Annotated in this window: 21 protein-coding genes and 1 pseudogene; 14 read left to right on the forward strand and 8 right to left on the reverse strand. The window is 66.5% G+C overall.

The window, feature by feature from the left end:
* Window positions 1–5: 5 nt before the first annotated feature.
* Together JJL56_RS29365 and JJL56_RS33445 are read right to left on the reverse strand one after the other, a co-directional pair.
* A complete protein-coding gene (locus JJL56_RS29365; RefSeq protein WP_200487364.1) occupies window positions 6–707 on the reverse strand; it encodes a hypothetical protein in 702 nt (233 codons plus the stop codon).
* Between the two features lie 356 nt (window positions 708–1,063).
* Complete coding sequence (locus tag JJL56_RS33445; protein ID WP_247891320.1) at window positions 1,064–3,439, reverse strand: methyl-accepting chemotaxis protein; 2,376 nt, start codon at window positions 3,437–3,439, stop codon at window positions 1,064–1,066.
* Between the two features lie 378 nt (window positions 3,440–3,817).
* Here JJL56_RS33445 and JJL56_RS29375 point away from each other — a divergent pair, with 378 nt between their 5' ends.
* The 12 genes from JJL56_RS29375 (at window position 3,818) to hemC (ending at window position 12,719) form a co-directional block, all read left to right on the forward strand.
* Window positions 3,818–4,525, forward strand: a complete 708-nt coding sequence (locus tag JJL56_RS29375; RefSeq protein WP_200487365.1) for a Crp/Fnr family transcriptional regulator — start codon at window positions 3,818–3,820, stop codon at window positions 4,523–4,525.
* A 47-nt stretch (window positions 4,526–4,572) separates the two neighbouring features.
* Window positions 4,573–5,376 carry a Crp/Fnr family transcriptional regulator gene (locus JJL56_RS29380; protein WP_200487367.1) on the forward strand — a complete coding sequence of 268 codons (804 nt, stop codon included), beginning with the start codon at window positions 4,573–4,575 and terminating at the stop codon, window positions 5,374–5,376.
* Between the two features lie 88 nt (window positions 5,377–5,464).
* Entirely contained in the window at window positions 5,465–6,262 is a 798-nt protein-coding gene (gene cobA / locus JJL56_RS29385; RefSeq protein ID WP_247890541.1) for a uroporphyrinogen-III C-methyltransferase, read from the forward strand.
* Window positions 6,263–6,269: 7 nt separating this feature from the next.
* Entirely contained in the window at window positions 6,270–6,584 is a 315-nt protein-coding gene (locus JJL56_RS29390; RefSeq protein WP_200487388.1) for a c-type cytochrome, read from the forward strand.
* Entirely contained in the window at window positions 6,577–7,794 is a 1,218-nt protein-coding gene (locus tag JJL56_RS29395; protein WP_282188959.1) for a cytochrome D1 domain-containing protein, read from the forward strand. The genes JJL56_RS29390 and JJL56_RS29395 overlap by 8 nt, the downstream gene beginning before the upstream one ends.
* The gene (locus tag JJL56_RS29400; protein WP_200487369.1) at window positions 7,791–8,273 is read left to right on the forward strand and encodes an AsnC family transcriptional regulator; all 483 of its coding nucleotides are present in this window, start codon (window positions 7,791–7,793) and stop codon (window positions 8,271–8,273) included. The genes JJL56_RS29395 and JJL56_RS29400 overlap by 4 nt, the downstream gene beginning before the upstream one ends.
* Entirely contained in the window at window positions 8,264–8,782 is a 519-nt protein-coding gene (gene ahbB / locus JJL56_RS29405; protein WP_200487370.1) for a siroheme decarboxylase subunit beta, read from the forward strand. The genes JJL56_RS29400 and ahbB (JJL56_RS29405) overlap by 10 nt, the downstream gene beginning before the upstream one ends.
* Window positions 8,782–9,246 (forward strand): Lrp/AsnC family transcriptional regulator, encoded by a 465-nt coding sequence (locus JJL56_RS29410; RefSeq protein ID WP_247890539.1) that lies wholly within the window; start codon window positions 8,782–8,784, stop codon window positions 9,244–9,246. Before ahbB (JJL56_RS29405) ends, JJL56_RS29410 begins: the two co-directional genes overlap by 1 nt.
* Window positions 9,243–9,740 carry a siroheme decarboxylase subunit beta gene (gene ahbB, locus JJL56_RS29415; protein WP_200487371.1) on the forward strand — a complete coding sequence of 166 codons (498 nt, stop codon included), beginning with the start codon at window positions 9,243–9,245 and terminating at the stop codon, window positions 9,738–9,740. Before JJL56_RS29410 ends, ahbB (JJL56_RS29415) begins: the two co-directional genes overlap by 4 nt.
* Window positions 9,741–9,771: 31 nt before the next feature.
* Window positions 9,772–10,950: a heme d1 biosynthesis radical SAM protein NirJ gene (nirJ, locus tag JJL56_RS29420; protein ID WP_200487372.1), complete on the forward strand. Its 1,179-nt coding sequence runs from the start codon at window positions 9,772–9,774 to the stop codon at window positions 10,948–10,950.
* The gene (locus JJL56_RS29425) at window positions 10,947–11,705 is read left to right on the forward strand and encodes a CbiX/SirB N-terminal domain-containing protein (RefSeq protein WP_200487373.1); all 759 of its coding nucleotides are present in this window, start codon (window positions 10,947–10,949) and stop codon (window positions 11,703–11,705) included. The genes nirJ and JJL56_RS29425 overlap by 4 nt, the downstream gene beginning before the upstream one ends.
* Before the next feature lie 90 nt (window positions 11,706–11,795).
* A complete protein-coding gene (gene hemC, locus JJL56_RS29430) occupies window positions 11,796–12,719 on the forward strand; it encodes a hydroxymethylbilane synthase (protein ID WP_200487374.1) in 924 nt (307 codons plus the stop codon).
* A 129-nt stretch (window positions 12,720–12,848) separates the two neighbouring features.
* On the opposite strand, the gene JJL56_RS29435 is transcribed toward hemC, so the two are convergent.
* From JJL56_RS29435 to JJL56_RS29460, 6 genes are all read right to left on the reverse strand, one after another.
* Complete coding sequence (locus JJL56_RS29435; protein ID WP_200487375.1) at window positions 12,849–13,205, reverse strand: hypothetical protein; 357 nt, start codon at window positions 13,203–13,205, stop codon at window positions 12,849–12,851.
* A gap of 91 nt (window positions 13,206–13,296) precedes the next feature.
* Window positions 13,297–13,476: a hypothetical protein gene (locus JJL56_RS29440; RefSeq protein WP_200487377.1), complete on the reverse strand. Its 180-nt coding sequence runs from the start codon at window positions 13,474–13,476 to the stop codon at window positions 13,297–13,299.
* A 239-nt stretch (window positions 13,477–13,715) separates the two neighbouring features.
* Window positions 13,716–15,293, reverse strand: a complete 1,578-nt coding sequence (locus JJL56_RS29445) for a cytochrome D1 domain-containing protein (RefSeq protein ID WP_211112007.1) — start codon at window positions 15,291–15,293, stop codon at window positions 13,716–13,718.
* A 102-nt stretch (window positions 15,294–15,395) separates the two neighbouring features.
* Entirely contained in the window at window positions 15,396–15,722 is a 327-nt protein-coding gene (locus JJL56_RS29450; protein WP_200487379.1) for a cupredoxin domain-containing protein, read from the reverse strand.
* A gap of 90 nt (window positions 15,723–15,812) precedes the next feature.
* Window positions 15,813–17,450 (reverse strand): NapC/NirT family cytochrome c, encoded by a 1,638-nt coding sequence (locus JJL56_RS33450; RefSeq protein ID WP_200487381.1) that lies wholly within the window; start codon window positions 17,448–17,450, stop codon window positions 15,813–15,815.
* An 84-nt stretch (window positions 17,451–17,534) separates the two neighbouring features.
* Window positions 17,535–19,124 carry a cytochrome D1 domain-containing protein gene (locus JJL56_RS29460; protein WP_486598832.1) on the reverse strand — a complete coding sequence of 530 codons (1,590 nt, stop codon included), beginning with the start codon at window positions 19,122–19,124 and terminating at the stop codon, window positions 17,535–17,537.
* A gap of 254 nt (window positions 19,125–19,378) precedes the next feature.
* Between JJL56_RS29460 and JJL56_RS29465 the strand changes: the two are divergent.
* Both JJL56_RS29465 and JJL56_RS29470 read left to right on the forward strand, forming a co-directional pair.
* A pseudogene (locus tag JJL56_RS29465) lies at window positions 19,379–19,546 on the forward strand (IS6 family transposase); the annotation flags it as partial.
* 76 nt (window positions 19,547–19,622) lie between these two features.
* The coding region (locus tag JJL56_RS29470) for a transposase (protein ID WP_200487384.1) at window positions 19,623–19,859 on the forward strand (237 nt) is incomplete at its 3' end.

Below are 19,859 nucleotides of genomic sequence, written 5' to 3' on the forward strand. Positions count from 1 at the left end.
CGCCGTCAGACGAACAGGTTGAAGCTGCCCAGCAGCTTCTCCGTGCCGGTCTGCCCATAGGAGATGGAGGAGAGGCTGGTGATCGCGTCGTTCAGCCCGCTCAGCATCGTCTGCTGGGCGGTGGACATCTGATAGGGGCTGGAACTCTTGTCCGGCTGCTTGGCGACGGTGTCGTAGTCCTGGGTGTAGCCGCCCATCTGGAGCTGGAGGGCGTAGTTCTTGACATCCTTTTCCGACTCTCCCTTCTGGCGGGTCACGCGGATCGAGTATTCGCCGCGGTCCAGCGTCAGCTCGCCGGATTGAAGACTTTTGAACTTCTCGTAATCCTTCCCGGAGTCGGAATCGCTGTCGGCGATCACGGTGCCGAGCCTGGTCATCAGCTGGACCCGCAGCCCGTCGTCGCCGACCTGGCCAAGCGTCGCCTCGCCCTGGCTGGTCACGCGGAAGCGGTAGAAGTCCACCTTGTCGCCGGCCGCCAGATTGCTGACGACGTTCAGGCGGGTCACGTTCTTCGCCAGGATGCCCATGTCCGTCGCCTGACCCTGGAGGTTGGACGCGGACTTGTTGACCTGCTTCTGGAACTCCTGGACATTCGCCGCCGCGGCGGCCTCCTGCTCCTTCTGCGCCTGGTGCGCGGAGATGGCGTTGTTGATGGAGTCGGTCAGGCCCGACACCATGGAGTTGACACCGGCCAGCGCGTCCGACATGCCCCTGCCCCCGATTGCCTGGGAATGTTCCCGCCGTTGATACGGGGCGACCCGCCGGACTCCTGCGCAGCGTCCGCACGGCATTTGCAGCCATTGGCGGAAAAATCGCTCCTGGATGAAAAATCCGCCAGGGCCGCGCAGGTGCTCCCCCACCCCTCCGTATCACCGGCAACAAAGCACGCCGGATACGCTCGGACGGAAGCCCCGGACACAGTGAGGTGATGTGGTGGACGGCCCTTCCGGCGCAAGAGTGAAATCCGTAGTAACGACCGATTAGGATGCGCAGCACCCGGACCTGGGCCGGAAGTCTTTGCGAAGATCCGAATGGCGTGAACCGCGCGGGCAGAGCGCGGAAGTCAGTCCCGTGCCCCTTTGGAGCGGAGCAGGTCATGGATAGCCTGGGACAGCCGATCCCGCTGCTCAGGCTCAAGATCGAATGCGAGATGCGCCTGATCGTCCTTTCCGACGCTCCGGACGACGAACTTCAGGGCCATCGGAATGCCGTCGATCCGAAGGATTCCGATAGAGCCAGCGCCCGCAGCCGCGATTTCCTTCAGCATGGCTCCACCTTCGGAGATGTCACCCAACAAGGCCGTGCTCTTGCACCCGTCGATCTCCACCCGGCAGGGGGCGTGAACGAGATGGCGCGGCTCGTGGCGCCGATCCACCTCGCTCATGGACGTCCGGACCACCCGCACCAGCACGTTGCGCAGTTCTTCGATGCTCAGCGCCACATCGCTCGCGACGTTCCGCACGTCGCCGGCACGGCTTCCAGTCGCCCGCACCTCGTCCGAGACCTCGGCGATCTTGCACGAGACATCCTGTGCCGCGGCCGCGGTTTCGACGACGTTCCGGCTGATCTCCGACGTGGCTGCGCTCTGCTCTTCCATCGCCGCCGCGACCGCCCCGGAGACCGCCTCGATCTCCAGGACGGTGCCCCCAATGTCCTGCACCGCATGAACCGCGTCCTGTGTGACCGACTGGATGGCGGCGATCTGCGCCGCGATGTCCTCGGTTGCCTTGGCGGTCTGATTGGCTAGGTGCTTCACCTCGTTCGCCACCACGGCGAATCCCTTGCCCGCGTCTCCCGCGCGCGCCGCTTCGATAGTCGCGTTCAGCGCCAACAGGTTTGTCTGCGAGGCGATGTCGGAAATGAGCTTGCTGACGTCTCCGATCTTCGCCACCGCCTCGGACAGGGAGCTGATGGTGTTTTGCGTGCCGCGCCCCTTTTCGACCGCGCGCTTGGTGACCTCGGTCGCGTGCGAAACTTGGGCGCCGATTTCCCGGATCGCACCGGTGAGTTCTTCCGTGGCGGCGGCCACTGTCTGCACGTTGGTCAAAGCCTGCGCGGCGGCCGCGGCGACGGCCTGGGAATTCGATGACATGCGTCCCGCCGAATCCGCCATTGCCTGTGCGTTGGCATCCATCCGGTGCGTCCGCTCGGCCACGCTATCGACGGCGACCCTCGTCTCCCGCTCGACCGTCTCGGCCATCCTGTGCAACGCTGCGATCTTCGCCGCTTCGGAGGCGGCCCTCTCGCGCTCCTGCTCCGCGCGCAGGTGGGCGTTCTCGATTGCCTGGGCCTTGAACACGTCCATGGCGGCGGCCATGTCGCCGACTTCGTCGTGCCGGTCTCCTCCAACGATTTCGGTGTCCAGGCGCCCCTCGGCCAGCGCCCGCATGCTTTCCGTCATTGCCCGCAACGGCCGGGCCACGCCGGCGGCGGCCGTCCATCCGGCCATCGTGGTCGCCAGCAGCACCGCCGCGAGTGTGGCGATGCTGAGCAGAACACTATTGAACGCCGTCTCGACGGTGCCATCGAGAACCGCTTTCGCCGCCGCGGAGGCCGCGCGCTGCGCCGAAAGGATGGTGTCGATCCCGTGGGTCGCCGCGGCGAACCATTCGTCGCCCGTCACCGTGTATGGCTGCGCGGTGCCGCTGGACTGGAAAAGCGCCATGCGGAGCGGGTCGATCTTGTCGAGATACACGCGCATGATCGCACCGTAGGCGTCGGCGAAGGCCGGGCCGAAGGCGTCCTTCGCCTCGGCGACCCTGGCGAGCGAGCCTTCGACCTCGCCGCGTGCCGTGAGCACGACCTCCAGTTCCCTAACGATCAGCGGCTTTCCGCCGGAGATGACCGCCGCCAGAGTGGCGCGCTCGCGTCCGGCGAATTCAGCCGCCCGCCAGAGCGCGGCCTTCAGTTCAAAAGCCTGGACCACAGGGGCCGCGACGCCCGTGGACACCGTGGCCTCCAACGCCGCCCGAAGATCCTGGCCGGCCATGATGAGAGCCGTAACGGTGGGAATCCACGTCTGCCTAAGCCCCTCCGAGGCCAAGCCGTTTCTTAGCGCGGCGTCGACCTCGGTGCGAGCCTCGTCGGCGAGACGCCCGATCCGGGCCAGTTGCTTGACGGCGACGTCGATTCGGGGGGTGCGCGGCAACCGGTCGATGGCGCCGAGCGCCTCTTCAAAAGCCTGGTTCCCCTCCAGACGCTTGGCGCGAATGACGGGGTTTGGGCGCTGCGGATCGGCGAGCGCTATGGCGGTGGAGCCACGTTCGACCGCCCAGGCGGCGGCGGCAATGTACAGTCTATCGGCGGTGACGTTTACCGAAGCCGCATGCCGCGCCACGGTGAGAGCTTCCCACGACTCCATGGCCCGATAGGCGCTCGCCATGATCAGCAACGCGCTCAGCAGGCCCACTGGCAGCAGGATTTTCAGTTTGATGGACATAAGCCCTCTCCGCCCCGCCGATGAACCGATGGGGGTCCGTTCGCCACTCCGGCACGGCACAGTTTCACTTATGAGTTGACTGCAGACAGGCCGCTCAACCTTGACTTCTGTCAAGTGCTTGGCCTCTTGCGCGTTTCGCGGGGGAGTCCGGCAACGAAGAAGACATGGCGGTCGAGCGGATCGGTACCCAGCATGCCTCGCGCCTGATTTTATCAAAAAAACTAACGGAATAATGTGCCCGTGTTGCCCAATAGGACGCAAACACCCTTGATCTCCGTCAAGAGCGAGACTTCCAGCAGTGGGTAACTTGCCTGAAGATCGCGCTTCGGCGCGTTTCCGGTAAGCACTGCGCATTGGCGCAAGCTCAAGGGCCAGGACATGATGGACCTGAACATCGCTCGCGTCGTGGCGAACACGCCGATCCTTGCACATCTCCCCAAGGAGGAGAGCCAAAGGCTGGTCGCCTACGGCGAAGGCCGGACCTTCGCCGCGGGCGAAACCCTGCTGTTGGCGAATGAGCCGGCCGAGCGGTTCCTCATCGTGCTCGCGGGCAGCGTCGTGCTGGATCGCCCGGCCGATGGGCTTGCTCCGGAAATCTACGGCGAGGGCGAGCCGGTTGGCCTGGAGGCCGTGCTGGACGGTGGGGTGCAGCCGGCGGGTGCCCAGGCGTTGACCGAGGGCGGTGCCCTGATCGTCCCAGCCGACGGCTTTCGAGATCATCTCGAAACGCGCTTCGACATGATGCTCGGCCTGTTGGCCGTAACGTCCGCACGGCTGCGCGGCACCATTCACGAGATCACGGAGATCAAGCTGCTGTCCACGACGCAGCGTCTGGCGAGCTACCTACTGGGGCTTGCGAAGGCGCAGGCGCGGCCCGGCGCGGCGGGTCCACAGAAAATCCTGCTGCCTTGTGAGAAGCAAGTCCTGGCCGAACGGCTGGGCATGCAGCCGGAAAGCCTGTCGCGGGCTTTCGCCAAGCTGCGCGGGGTCGGCCTGACCACCGGGCGCGACGAGGTGGTGCGCATCGACAGCCTTTCAGAATTGGCGCGGTTCTGCGGCGAACTGGAAGGCGAGTTCCCTGGCTGACGCGGCGCGGCGGTCGGACCGGAAAGAGCAACGTGGAGAGTGGTGCCATGGTTTGCAGCGTCAAGGTGTGCGCGGTCCGAAATGCCGGCCTGCCGGGCGCACGATGTCGTAGCCGGGCCTGCCGGCGCCGGCGACTGGAACCGAACTCGCTCCTTGGTTTGCCCATGTTCGAGGGGTTGCCGCCCGATCAGATTCTCCATCTCCTGTCCGGCGCGTCGATCGGCATCCATCCGCCGCGCACGCCGCTGTTCGACGCCGGCTGCACGGCGGACGCCTTCTACATCCTGCTTCATGGACGGGTAAAGCTGTTCGCTCTGACGGAGGAGGGCAAGGAGAGCATCGTCGAAATCATCCACCCCGTGACCACCTTCGCGGAAGCGGCGATGTTCGCCAGCGGCAATTATCCGGTCAGCGCTGAAACCATCGAAGAATCGGATCTGGTGCGGGTGCGCTCCAAGACCTTTTTGGCCTGCCTGAAGCAGAATCCGGAGTTGGGGCGCCGCATCCTGGCAGCGCTGTTCCGGTGGAACCGCCGCCTCGACAACGAACTGCGTGTGCTGAAGGAGCTGACACCAATCCGCAGGCTGGCCGGCTTCCTGCTTACCATGGTTCCCGAGGAGGACGGGGGTGCGGTGATCGATCTGCCCTTGAAAAAGGTGGTGATTGCCAACCGTCTCGGCATGGAGCCGGAAAGCCTCTCGCGCGCGCTCGCCCGTCTGCGCGACATCGGCGTCAGTTCGAAGGGCCGTACGGTGGAAGTCGCCGATATCGGAAAGCTGCGCGCGTTCTACACCGACGAGCGGCCCGCCGAGACTCCGCGCGTATTCCCGTCCGGACGCGTCGCAACCTAACCAAAGTCAAGGATGCGACCGCCACTTGACAGCGAAACTGCATCTCAGAGGGAAATTTCCCGTGGTCTCACAGCCGATGGAATCATCCATGGTGCTTGGTCGGGTTTATCTGGTGGGTGCTGGTCCGGGCGATCCCGATCTGCTCACCGTCAAGGCGCGCCGCCTGATCGAGCAAGCCGACACGGTCGTCTACGATCGTCTGGTGGGCGAAGGCGTGATGAGCCTCGTTCCGCGCCGTGCCGAGCGGATCTTCGTGGGCAAGGCGCCCAAGCGCCACGCCGTTCCGCAGGAAGCGATCAACGACCTTCTCGTGCGCTTGGCCCTCGACGGACGGCGGGTGCTGCGCCTGAAAGGGGGCGATCCCTATGTGTTCGGGCGCGGCAGCGAGGAAGCCCTGGCGGTCGCCGAGGCCGGGATTCCCTTCGAGATCGTGCCGGGCGTCACGGCCGCCTGCGGGTGTGGCGCCTACGCCGGAATCCCGCTGACCCACCGCGGGCTCGCCACCGGCGTGCGCTTCGTCACCGGCCATTGCCGAAGCGACGAGGAGTTGAACCTCAACTGGGCGAGCCTGGCCGACCCTCAGACGACGCTCGTCTTCTACATGGCGCTGATGAACCTGCCGGAGATCCAGCAAAAGCTGATCGCCGCGGGCCTCCCGCCGACGACGCCGGCCGCCATCGTGTCGAGCGGCACGACCGATGCCCAGGCGCTCTGCATCGCCACGCTGGCCGATCTGGCGGAACGTGCGGCGGAGCGGGACCTGCCGTCGCCCTGCCTGACCATCATCGGGCAGGTGGTGTCGCTCGCTCCGGAACTCGCCTGGCGGACCGCCGCCGGGCCGGTGCCTGATGGCCTTCCCGACATGTCTGAGGCGGTCCGTGCGTAGCGCCGCCATGGTCTTGCTTGCCGGCGCCGGCCTGCTTCTCGCGGCGGCGGCGCAGGCGGAGGAACCGGACGCGGCACGACGTGCCGAGTTGGGCCTTCTGCTGACGCACGATTGCGGGTCCTGCCACGGGCTGACCATGAAGGGCGGCCTCGGCGCGCCGCTGCTGCCGGAAGCGTTGGCCGGGAAAGATCTCGAAGCGCTGGCCCAAGTGATCCTGGACGGTATCCCTGGAACCCCCATGCCGCCCTGGTCCCCCCTGCTGACGCGGGACGAAGCGCTCTGGATGATTGACCGGCTCCGCCGGGGAGGATTGCATGACTGACTCCCATTCGCCGTTGCGCCGCTGGCTTGCCGGCACCGCTCTGGCCGTTCTGATGAGCGGGTTCCCGGCGGCCGCTGCCGAACTGCGCGGGACTGGTGACCTCGGCATCGTCGTCGAACGCGCGGCGGGCCGCGTTATGGTGGTGGAGAACAGCACCCGGCAGCGGCTGGCCGCGGTGGAAGGGTTGGGCGACCTCAGCCACGCCTCGGCCGTGTTCTCACGCGACGCACGTTACGCCTATGTCTTCGGGCGCGATGGCGGGCTCAGCAAGGTGGATCTGCTGACCGCCACGGTGGTCAAGCGCGTCCAGCAGGCCGGCAACAGCATCGGCGGCGCCATCTCCGAGGACGGGCGGCTGGTGGCCGTCGCGAATTACGAGCCGGGCGGCGTTCGCGTCTTCGACGCCGACACCCTCGATCCAGTCGCCGACATCCCCGCCGAATACGGACCGCCTGCGGCGGAGGGGGCAAGCCGCCCGCGTTCCAAGGTGGTGGGGCTGGAGGACGCGCCCGGCAACCGCTTCGTCTTCAGCCTTTACGATGCGGGCGAGATCTGGATCGCCGATCTTTCCACGCGATCCTCCCCCGCCGTCCGCAAATTCACCGGCATCGGCCGCCAGCCCTACGATGCGTTGGTCACGCCGGACGGCCGCCACTACATCGCCGGCCTGTTCGGGGAGGACGGGCTGGCCGTGCTCGACCTGTGGAATCCGGATCGGGGGGTGCGCCGCATGCTCGACGGCTATGGCCGGGGCGAGCAGCCGCTGCCCGTTTACAAAATGCCGCATCTGGAAGGCTGGGGCTTCGCCGACGGCAAGGTCTTCCTGCCGGCGATCGGTCGGCATGAGGTTCTGGTCGTCGATGCGGCGACATGGCGTGAGGTCGGCCGTATCCCGGTCGCCGGTCAGCCCGTGTTCGTCATGGCGCGCCCCGACGGCCGGCAGATCTGGGTCAACTTCGCCCTTCCGGACAACCATCTGGTCCAGGTCCTGGACGTGCCGTCGCTGGCCGTCGTCTCCACGCTGACGCCGGGCAAGGGGGTCCTGCATCTGGAGTTCACGCCGCGGGGCGAGCAGGTGTGGATGTCCGTGCGCGACCTGGACACGGTCAAGGTTTACGACACCGGCAGCCTCAAGGAGGTCGGCACGCTTCCAGCCGACAAGCCCAGCGGCATTTTCTTCACGTCCCGCGCGCACAGGATCGGCCTATGACCGCGGCGCTGCAAACATCTGTTATTGAAATCCCCGACACGCTCGACCGCCAGCTTCTCGACAGGTTCCAGCGCGACTTTCCCCTCGACCCGCAGCCCTACGCCCGGATCGCCGAAGCGCTCGGCTGCGGCGAGGCGGAGGTGCTGGAACGGCTCGCCCGGCTGAAGGAGCGGGGCGCCATCGCGCGCATCGGGCTGACCGTCCGGCCCAACACCGTGGGCGCCAGCACTCTAGCCGCCATGGCGGTGCCTTCTGACAGGCTGGAGCCGGTCGCCGCCCTGGTCAGCGGAATCGAGGAGGTCAACCACAACTACCAGCGCGAAGACCGCCTGAACCTGTGGTTCGTCGTGACGGCCCCGACGCGGGAGCGTGTGGACCGCGTGTTGGAACGGATCGAGGCCGAGACCGGCCTCCCTGTCCTCGACCTGCCCATGGAGGCGGGCTACCACCTCGACCTGGGATTCGCGTTATGGGAATGATCGAGCACGCCGACCGGGTGCTGGACCGGCTTCGCCGCGGCCTGCCGCTGGTGGCCCGGCCCTACGCTGCCATCGCCGACGAGCTGGGGATCGGCGAGGAGGCCGTGCTGGCCGTGCTGCGCCACCTCGACGAGGTCGGAGCGGTCGGCCGGTTCGGCGTAATCGTGGACCACCAGACGCTCGGCTACACCGCCAACGCCATGGTGGTCTGGGATGTCCCGGCCGAGGCCATCGACGAGGTCGGCCGGAGGATCGCGCGCTGCGGCGGCGTTTCGCTCTGCTACCGCCGGACGCCGCGCCCGCCGCTGTGGCCGTACGCGCTCTACACCATGATCCACGGGCGCAGCCGGGACGAGGTCACCGCGCGCGTGGACGCCATCGCCGCCCGATGCGGGCTAAATGGCGTGGAGCGGCAACTTCTGTTCACGGTGCGCCGCTTCAAGCAGACCGCCGCGTGCTACGGCCGGCGCACCACCGCACCTACGAAAAACGCCCGGGGAGGCGAGTGATGGGGGTTTCTGTTGCCGCGCTGGACGAGATCGACCGCGCGCTGGTCAACCGGCTACAGGATGGCATCCCGGTCGAACGCCAGCCCTTCGCCGGCATCGCCGCCGACCTTGGCCTGACGGAGACGGAGGTTGCGGACCGCGTGCGCGCCCTGGTGGACGGCGGCGTGCTCAGCCGCTTCGGCCCGATGTTCCACGCCGAACGGCTGGGCGGCGGACTGACGCTGGCCGCCCTGGCGGTGCCCGAGGATGATTTCGACCGCATCGCCGCCATCGTCAACGCTTTTCCGGAGGTCGCGCACAACTACGCCCGCCAGCACGCGCTGAACATGTGGTTCGTGGTGGCGACCGAGGCGCCGGAGCGCGTGCGCGCGGTGCTGGACGCGATCCAGGAGGCGACGGCGCTGCCGGTCCAAGACTTCCCCAAGCTCGACGAATACACCCTGGATCTGAGGTTTCGGGCATGACCGCCGCCGTTCCCGTTGCGCTGGACGATTCCGACCGCCGGCTCATCCTCGCCACGCAGGGAGGGTTGCCGGCCGGTGCCATGCCCTTCGACGCGGTTGCCGACCAACTCGGCCTGCCGGTGGATGAGGTGCTGGAGCGCTTCCGCCGCCTGCTGGAGGCCGGGATCGTTCGCCGGATCGCGGCGGTGCCCAACCACTACCGCCTCGGCTACACGGCCAACGGGATGAGCGTCTGGGAGGTGCCGGAAGATGCGGTGAACGACGCCGGGCGGCGATTCGCGGGCCTGCCCTGGGTCAGCCACTGCTACCGCCGGCCGGCCCGACCACCGGCTTGGCCCTTCACGCTGTTCGCCATGGTCCACGCCAAAACGCGGGACGAGGTCGAGGCGCGGGTTGCCGACATGGCGGTGCTGCTGGGCGACCAATGCCGTAGCCATACGGTGCTCTACAGCACCCGCATTCTGAAGAAGACCGGGTTTCGCCTGACCGCCTGAGGTCTGCGTCCCGGCGAAGGAGACACACAGCATGTTCCGCCTGAGCCAGTTCATGCGCGACCTCGTAACACCGTCCGCGCCCGGCACCCGGCGCCGCCCGCCCGTCGCGGCGGGTGGAGGGCCGGTGGTGATCTGGAACCTGGTGCGGCGTTGCAACCTGAGCTGCCTGCACTGCTATTCCTTCTCGGCCGACCACGACTTTCCCGGCGAGCTGACCACCGAGGAGTGCTTCACGGTTCTGGACGACCTTTACGTCTCGGGCGTGCGTGTGCTGATCCTGTCGGGCGGCGAGCCGATGATGCGCCCGGACCTGCCGCGGATCGCCCAACGCGCCAAGGCGATGGGGTTCTATGTCGGCCTGTCCACCAACGGCACGCTGATCGACGAGCGGCGCATCGGCGAGGTCGCCGAGGTCGGTTACGACTATGTCGGCATCAGCCTGGACGGAGTGTCCGAGACGCACGACCGCTTCCGTCGCCGGAAGGGGGCCTTCGAGGAGGCGCTGCGCGGAATCCGGCTGTGCCACGATGCCGGACTCCGGGTCGGCATCCGCCTGACGCTGACCGAGACCACGGCGCGTGACCTGCCGGCGCTGCTCGACCTGATGGACCGGGAATCCATCGACAAATTCTACCTGTCGCATCTGAACTACGCCGGCCGAGGCGACGTCAACCGGCGCGCCGACGCGCTGAAGACGACGACGCGCGCCGTCATGGACCAGTTGTTCGACCTGGCGCTGGCCGACGCCAAGTCCGGCCGCAAGCGCGAGATTGTCACGGGGAACAACGACGCCGATGGCGTTTACCTGCTGTGGTGGGCCCAACGCACCTTTCCCGAGCGCGTGCCGGACCTGCTGGCGCGGCTGCGCCGCTGGGGCGGCAATGCCTCAGGCGTGGGGGTCGCCAACATCGACACGCAGGGCGATGTGCACCCCGACACCATGTGGAGCCACCACACGCTGGGCAACGTGCGCGCCCGCTCCTTCGGGGCGATCTGGAACGACCTCGGCGACCCGCTGATGGCGGTACTAAAGACGCGGCCGCGCCCGGTGAAGGGTCGCTGCGCCACCTGCGCGCATCTCGCCATCTGCAACGGTAACACCCGAATACGCGCCGAGAAGACGACCGGCGATACCTGGGCCGAGGATCCGGGCTGCTACCTCACCGACACCGAGGTTACCACTGTACCGAAGACGGGAGCGCCGCAATGAGCGCAGGCGACACCGGCCTTCTGCTGTTCGCCCACGGCACACTCGACGGCACGGGCGGCGCCATCGCCGAGAGCGTCGCCGCCGTGCTGCGCGCGCGCGGCCGTTTCGCGGAGGTCGCGGTCTCCTTCTCGCGGCAGTCGCCATCTCCGGCGGAGGCCCTGGCGACGATGCGGTCGCCGCGCGTGCTCGTCGCTCCGTTCCTCGCCTGCCAGGGGCGGCTGATGCGTCAGGTGCTTCCCAGCCTGCTGGCCGAGGCCGGCGAGGACCGCCGCTGGACGCTCCTGCCACCGCTCGGCACGCTTCCCGGCATGGTCGGGATCGCCCGCGATCTGGTGGGCTTCGTCCTGAACGAGCAGGGACTCGCTGCCAAGGACATCACGGTGCTGGTCGCCGGGCACGGCAGTTCGGTCGGAACCGCCTCGCGCGACGCAACGCGGAGCGTGGCCGCCGGCCTTGCCCGGCTGGGATGTTACGGCGGTGTCGAAACGGTCTTTCTGAGCGAGGCGCCCTTCGCCTACCATTGGCCGCTTGCGACCGCGGCCGAGCGGGTGGTCGTTGTTCCCTTCTTCATCTCCGGCGGGCATCACGAGGAAAGGGACCTGCCGGCCATGCTGCGGGAGGGCGGCGCGTCCCTCGACGGAACGGAGGCCACAGGCCGGCGCCTGTGGATGACCCCGGCCGTCGGCCGGCACCCCGCGATCCCCGACCTGATCGAGGCGGAGGCGCTGGCGGTTCTCCGCGCCTCTCCGGTTTGACCGTCATCAAGTGAAGGAACGGGCGGACCGGTAACGATAACGGGGATCCGGACGGGTCCGGGTAACCATCGGTACAAGGAGTTTCGGAACATGCCACCGGTCCGGATTGGTGCGCGCGGAAGCCCGCTGGCCCTCGCACAGGCCCATGAGGCGCAGAATCGGCTTGCGCGGGCACATCCGCATCTTGCGGAGCCCGACGCCATCGAGATCGTGGTGATCACCACCACCGGCGACCGGATACTCGACCGAACGCTGATGGCGGCAGGGGGCAAGGGGCTGTTCACCAAGGAGATCGAGGAAGCCCTCCAGGACGGCCGGATCGACTTGGCGGTCCATTCGATGAAGGACGTTCCGACCCGCCTGCCCGATGGCATGGAGATCGCCGCGCTGCTTCCGCGCGAAGACCCGCGCGACGCCTTCTTTGCCCGTGAGGGGCAGGGCCTGGACGATCTGTCGGCGGGCTCCGTGGTTGGAACGGCCGGGCTGCGGCGTCAGGCGCAGATCCTGGAGCGGCGTCCCGACCTCCGCGTGGTGCCGTTGCGCGGCAACGTGCAGACGCGGCTCGCCAAGCTCGCCGCGGGCGAAGTTGATGCCACGCTTCTGGCTCTGGCCGGAATCCGGCGCCTCGGACTGACGGATCGGGTCACGCGCGTCCTGGAGACTGAGGAAATGCTTCCGGCGGTGGCGCAAGGGGCCATCGGCGTCGAAATCCGGACGGACGATGCGGCGACTCGAGCCCTCGTGGCGCCGCTCGACTGTGCCGATACGGCGTGGCGGGTGACGGCGGAACGCGCTTTTCTGGCCGCGCTCGACGGTTCCTGCCGGACGCCGATCGCGGCGCTGGCCTGCCTGGAGGGCGACCGCCTGACCCTGACCGGCAAGGTGTCGTCTCCGGACGGGCGGATCGTGTTCCGGACGGAGAGCGCCGGGCACCGCACTGACGCGGCGCTGCTCGGAACCGAGGCGGGAATGGAGATCGCTGCCCTGCTGCCGGAACGGTTCCTTTGCTTGTGAGTTAGCTGCCGACCATCCTCCTCACGCGACCTGTGGATGACGCGGAGCCGCTGCGGGGGCTCCTCAGCCAGCGCGGTTATGGGGTTATGTGAACCGCGGCCCGCATATGAGACATCCGGCTGTGCTTGTTCAGGCGGCCCAGGGTAGCTCGGCCAGGGAGGGTCGATCAACCCGTCGTTGGTCAGCGCGCACCTGGGCTGGAGTGCGGTGTCGATGCCGGGCAACCAGCCAAGTTTCGTTGTAGTGGTGGGCGAACTCAAGCAGAGCGCGGCGCAACTCCTCGATGGTATCGAAGGTGTGGACCTCCTTGCGCTTGCGGAGCAGGGCGCGGAATTCATCCGCGACCGAGGCGTAGGGGGCGATGACGAACAGGTTGGCCGTGCCGTTCCTGTTGAGGTGCTGGGCGCGGAGCGGCTTGCCGGCGGCGTCTGTCAGGGCGGTGCCGATGTCACGGTCGAAGGCGGCGAAGCGCTCGACGATCTCCAAAGGCCTTCAGTCACTGATCCTCGATCCAGTGCGTCGTCGGCGCTGAGTATCCCGAGATGTCGAGCCAGCAGGACCGGAGGCCGCCTGGCCCTTACTCCGGACACTCCCGAGCGCCGAAACGGTTCGCCCCGGCGGCGAGGTCGTCCGGCTGCACCGAGCCGAGATACCGCGCCAGCAGCGCTTTGGCCGCGTCCGCCGTGCCGAACCCGGCCAGCAGAATCAGCAGCCCCGCCACCGCTGCGGGCACCCCTCGCCACATGTTCCCGAACATCTCTGCCGCCGCTACACTTAATATTCGCCAAGCTTCGGAACACTCATTTTCGTAATCTGGCCGCTTTCGCGTTGACGGCACATGAGAAAGAAATTTGCCAATTTTCATCTTGACTGTCGTCAAGAGGGCGAAAATTGCACATCGAACCTTCAATGGTCGACGTCCATTTGTTCCGTGATTCCACTCCACGCGCAGAATGTGGCGGTGGAGGCGATCGGAACCGACGCGGCCATGGTCCGTCAGTGGCTGGTCCCGCTGGAAAAGTTGATCTTGTTCCAGACGTTGTACTTTCCGATCGGCTTGCGCATGGGCAGGCGATTGACCTCCGTGAAGGTCGCGGCGTCGTAGACCACGATGGCCCCCTCGTCTTCCATGACCGACACTAGCGCGTAACGACCATCGCGCGTGAACTCCACATGCGCGGTAAGCTTGCCCGGCGCCGGACGCAGCGTGTGCACGATTTCCAGGCTGCGGGTGTCAATGATCGGGATCGTGTCGCGGTCCTTGCCCATGTAGGCGTCGGCCCAGGCGTAGGGCGTGTTTTCGTGACCGCGCAGGAAAAAGCCGGGGCCGGGCATGGGAATGCGCTTCACGGTCTTCCAGTCCACCGTGTCGATGACGCTGATCACCGGGTCCTTGAAGTGAGGGGTGGCCATGACCGGCCGTCCCTCATGGACGAAGTTGATGCCCGAGCCGAGGTGCGGCATGCCCGGCAGATCCAGCTCAGCGATTTGGCGGCCGACGTCTATGTGGACGACGATGCCCTTCTTGCCGTCACGCGAGGTCGCCATCAACTGGTCGTAAGGCTGGTCGAAAAAGAAGTCGTCCACGAATTCGTTGACCTTCAGCTTGCGCACCGGAAACGGGCCGGGCACGGATACCGCTTCTTCCCGGCCGGGTTCGTGGGAATGGACGAGGCCGGCATAAACCGGGCGGTCGTCCCACGGAAGTTCCCACACCTCCTGCAGATCTTTCAGTGCGGCGACGAAAGATTTCCGCGGCGGCATGCTGTAGACCGCCGACACGCGCGAACTCTTTCCCTTGCCGTCCGTTACGGGGATGACCTTGATCGGTGTCAGGTCCCACGCGTCGAGCGCGACCAGCGTGTGCGGCAGCGTGTTTCCGACCATCAGGAAGCGGCCGTCCGACGACACCGCCACGTTGCGGGTGTTCACGCCGGCGCGCACCTCGGCCACTAGGCTCAGGGAATGCAGGTCGTATTTCGACACCCAGCCGTCGCGGGAGGCGAGATACACGAACCGGCCGTCGGGCGAGTATTTCGCCCCGCCGTGAAGCGCGAAGCGGCTTTCGAACCGGTCGAGCACGGTGAAGCTGTCGCCGTCCACGATGCTGACGTGATGATCGCCCGCCTCCACTACCGTGAAGAGGTTGAGCGGGTCGGCCCCGTGCCGCGGTTTTTCCGGAAGCGTCGCCGGGGCCTTGTGGACGACGCGGCTGGCGGCGATCTCTTCCATCCCCCAGGCCGGTACCTCGGGCAATGGGGTGAAGACATAGGCGGCCAGAACCCGCACCGCCTCGTCCGACAGGGTCTCCACGGGGAAGCCCGGCATTTGGGTCGCCGGGCGGCCGTGGCGGATGATGCGCTCGGCCTCCGCCGGCTTCAGCCGGCCCAGATTTTCAGGCAGCAGCGCGGGACCGATGGCCCCCAGACGGTCGCCGCCGTGGCAGGCGGCGCAATGCTCGGCGAACAGACGCTCAGGGTTCGGGCCGTCGGCCCGGGCAGTCGACGGCGCGGCGCAGGCCAACAGAACGGCGGCAATGGCAAGCGAGAGGGCGGCGGGAAGGGGGCGGATCATCGGGCTCTCCAGACTCCGGGCGTCCGGACGGCGCCCGCCGCACAGGATCGGCAACCCGCCTTCCGCGGACCTTGACGATCGTCAATCCCGCAACCGGCCGGGTTACGGCTCAACCACGACCTCGCCCCGCATGTCGGGATGCGGGGTGCAGCGGTAGGGGTGGCTTCCGGGCGCGTCGAAACGCCGGGCGAAGCGTTCCTCGGGCATCAGCCGCTCCGAGGCCACGCCGTCCGCGAACACCACGTCGTGGCTGGTCCGCTTTTCGGCGTTCAACCACACGACGGTGTCGCCGGGGCGCACGGCGACGCGCGCCGGATCGAACCGGTTCTTTTCGATGCGAACGACGACCTCGTCGGCCACCGTCGGACCGGCAAGAAGGAGGGGAGCGAGGATGAGCGCGGCGGCGCCCACCGCGAAGGCGCGGATCATGGACGGACTCTTGATTGCCTGGTTGCGGACACGGCGACGGGGCGGCGCCGAAGGCACCGCCCCGTCCTGGGTTTGCTTGGGTTCGGGACGTTACTTCCTCATGACGTTGATGGCGGCCTCCGCACTGTCAAGCCCAAGCTTGTAGTTGACTGAAACATGGTGGAAGCGGGCGTTGGTGTGGTCGTCGTGGATGGCGAAGCCGACGGTGTAGAGCTTGCCCGGCTCGATCGAGATGTCGCCCGGCTTGTCCGACGTCAGCTTGCGCACCAGCGTCACGGTCCAGACCCCGTCGGCCAGCGTTCCGGTGGCGGTGGCGCCCTGCCCGCCTTCCATCACGCGCTCGGCCGAGACGTGGCCGTCTTCCACCGTGTTGGTTCCGGATTTCCAGCGGATCAGGTCGAGGAACACGCCCTGCTTCATCAGCGCCGCCAGTTCCTCGGCCGGCTTGCGCTGCTCCCAGCCGCCGCGCGGGCTTTCCTTGATGGAGATCGCGCTGCGCGTCTGCGGCAGGTACTTGGTCACCTCCTGTCCGGCCGGCGCGTCGGGCATGGTCCGGGCGTCGTGGTGGCAGGTGCTCCAGCAGCCGGAACGGCTGGCGTCTTCGACCAAGCCCTGGTCAAGGATCAGGGCGAGCTTTGCCGCGTTCTGCGGGTCCATCTTGCCGCCCTCGACGGAGGGCGCCGGGGTATGCGGGCCGGCCGGCCAGCGGAAGCGCATCATCAGGTTCGTGCCGTCATGCGCCGCCTGGACGGTCAGGGGGATCGAACCCGGCTTGCCGGGGATCGGCGTCGTCTCCGCCTTCTGGCCGGACGCCATCTTCTTGCCCATGTCGGCCTGCTCACCCTCGTGGCAGCCGATGCACTCCTCGCCCTTCTTGTAGGCGCGGGCGCCACCGTGGTCGGGACCGTTCTGGATCCATTCGTAGGAGGTCTGGCCCGGGTAGAACAGCGTCACCATTCGCTCGGGCACCGCGGACCAGTCGATTGCCGGCGCATCGCCCACCGGAGCGGCGGCCTGGTTCTGGACCGGTGCTGGATCTGGGGCGGACACAGGGGCGGACACAGGGGCGACCGCGGCCGGGGCAGCCGGTGCGGCCGCAGGGGCGGGAGCAGCAACCGGAACCGGAGCCTGGGCGACCTTCGGCTTGCCTTCCTCTTCTTCCTCCAGCAGATGATGCACCGGCTTGTGGGCGATGCCCTTGTGGCAGTCGATGCAGGTCATGCCGTCAGCCTTGGCCAACTCGTGCTGCTTCCTGGCGCGCGGCTTCTGCTTCTCCGCGCTCATGCCATCGAAGGAATGGCAGTTGCGGCATTCGAGAGAGTTGTTGGCCTTGAAGCGCGCCCATTCGTGCTTGGCCAGTTCCAGACGCTTGGCGTCGAACTTCTCCGGCGTGTCCACGCTGCCGAGCAGCCAGTGCAGAACCTCGTTGGAGGCCTGGATCTTGCGTTGGACCTTATGCACCCAGTCCTTGGGCACGTGGCAGTCCGGGCAGGTCGCGCGCACGCCGGTGCGGTTTTCGTAATGGATGGTTTTCTTGTACTCGGCATACACGTTGTCCTTCATCTCGTGGCACGAGATGCAGAACTCCATCTGGTTCGTGGATTCCATGGCGGTGTTGAATCCGCCCCAGAACACGATGCCCGACACGAAGATCGCGGCCGCGCCGATCAGCGTCGCGCCGAGAACCCGCACGCGCCTGAGGCGTGACCAGAGGGCTTCCATCGCCATGTCGTCACCCATTCTTACCGATTAAAGAAGAAGGGGGGAGAACGGCCCGTTCTCCCGCCCTCCGCTGTCAGAAGATCAGCAAGCTCAGTAGATGTCGTGCTGCGTGTTCAGCACGTTGAACTTGCCGGTCGGCGTGATCAGCTTCGGATCTTTGATCACCGCCTTCATCTTGCGCGTCTTGTCATCGATCACGACGATCGCCGACGGGTCGGTCTTGCCGGCCCAGATGGAAAACCAGATCTCGTCGCCCACGGCGTTGTACTCGCCGTGCACGACACGCTTCAGCGCCTTCGTCTCGGGCAGGCCGGCCATCTTCGCGACATTGATGACCTCCGGCCCCTTGTCCAGGTTGTTGATGTCGAAGACCGTCACCGACTCCAGGATCTCCTGCTCCGGGTTCAGCGGCGCGTCGGCCCACAGGTTCTTGGACTTCGGATGGGTTTTCACGAACAGCGAACCCGCGCCATGGTTCTTCAGTTCGGCCACCACCTTCCAGGCGCTCTCCGGATGCTTGTCCGGATCGGTGCCGATCAGCGTGATGACGTCAGAGCCCAGATGCGAGGTCGCCCAGACCGGGCCAAACTTCGGATGAACGAAGTTGGCGCCGCGGCCCGGGTGCGGCTTGGCCTTGGTGGTGACCAGCGCGGCCAGCTTGCCTTCCTTGGTATCGACCACCGCGACTTTGTCCGAGGCGTTGGCGGCCACCAGGAAGTAGCGCTTGGACGCGTCCCAGCCGCCGTCGTGCAGGAACTTGGCGGACTCGATCGTCGTTTCCTTCAAATTCTTGATATCGGTGTAGTCGACGAGCTTGATCATGCCCGTCTCCTTCACGTTCACCACCCATTCGGGCTTGATCATCGAGGAAACGATCGAGGCGACGCGCGGCTCCGGATGGTAGTCGCCGTCGATGGTGTTGCCGCGGGTCGAGACGATCTTCAGCGGTTCGAGCGTCTGGCCGTCCATGATGACGTACTGCGGCGGCCAGTAGGACCCGGCAATCGCGTACTTGTCCTCGAAGCCCTTGAACTTGGAGGTGTCGACCGAGCGGGCGTCGAGACCGGTCTTGATGGTCGCGACGACCTCCGGCTTCTCCATCCACAGATCGATCATGTCGAGCTTGCCGTCGCGCCCGATCACGTAGACGTAGCGCCCCGACGCCGACAGGCGCGAGATGTGGACCGCGTAGCCGGTCTTGACAATGTTCCAGATCTTCTTGCTGTCGCCGTCGATGAGGGCGACCTCACCGGCGTCGCGCAACGTCACCGAGAACACGTTGTCCAGGTTGACGCTGTTCATCTTCTTGGTCGGGCGCTTCTCCGGCGGGATGGCGACCTTCCAGGAGTTCTTCATCTCCGTCATTCCCCACTCCGGCGGGGAGTCGGGAGTCATCTGGATGTAAGTGGCGAGGCTCTTGATCTCATCCTTGGACAGAATGTCTTCGAAATTCGGCATGCCACCTTCGGTGCCGAACGCCAGGATTTTCTCCAGCCGTGCCTGGCCGAGTTTCTTGGTCGCGTCCGGTTCAAGGTTCTTGCCAGTGGCTCCCTTGCGAAGCACGCCGTGGCAACCGGCGCACCGCTCGAAGTATATCTTCGCGCTCGCTTCCTTCGCGTCTTTAGCCAAAGACGGATCGGCCGACTGGGCCGTGGCAGAAACCGGCGTCAGCGCGAGCAACGCCGGTATTGCCACGGACGCAGCCCACAAGGCCGGAGTGATCCTCCGCATAATTATACTCCAGGACAGTATTCCATTACGGTGTCATGTCTTAGGCGAGTCACTTCGTGCAAAACCTTGACGATGGTCAATAGCGCAATACAGCGGTCCAGGAACGGCCAATTGACGAACGGCAAGGGTTCTGTTGCAGGGTTTGCCACGCAGGCCAGATCGCGCAGAACCCTGGCCGGTTCGGCAGCTGGGGTGACGGGGTGATGCGGTCGAAGAGGAACCCGTTCAAAGGGCGGCAATTCACGTCCGACGTCATCTTGTGGGCGGTGCGCTGGTACCTGCAGTTCCCAATCAGCTACCGCGATCTCGAGTGCATGCTGGCCGACCGCGGCGTTTCGGTCGACCACACGACCCTGTACCGCTGGATCCAGGTGAACCGTGAGCTGGTCCCCGTTTCCCCCGGACAGTCGGATAAGCTTGGTTCGCCCATCAGGAAGGACGGACCCGATGACGGGGAAACGGAAACGGTATTCGGCGGAGTTCAAGGCGAAGGTGGCGCTGGAGGCGATCCGGGGCGAGCTGACGGTTTCGCAGCTTGTCGCGAAGCACGGGGTGCACCAGACGCTGATCAACGCCTGGAAGAAGCAGGCCATCGAGGGGATGGCCGGGGTGTTCTCCGACAAGGCGGAGGTCGCCGAAGCCAGCCATCAGGGCGAGGTGGAAAAGCTGCACGCGATGATCGGC

The sequence above is a fragment of the Azospirillum aestuarii genome (assembly GCF_016632405.1).
Lineage (GTDB): Bacteria > Pseudomonadota > Alphaproteobacteria > Azospirillales > Azospirillaceae > Azospirillum > Azospirillum aestuarii.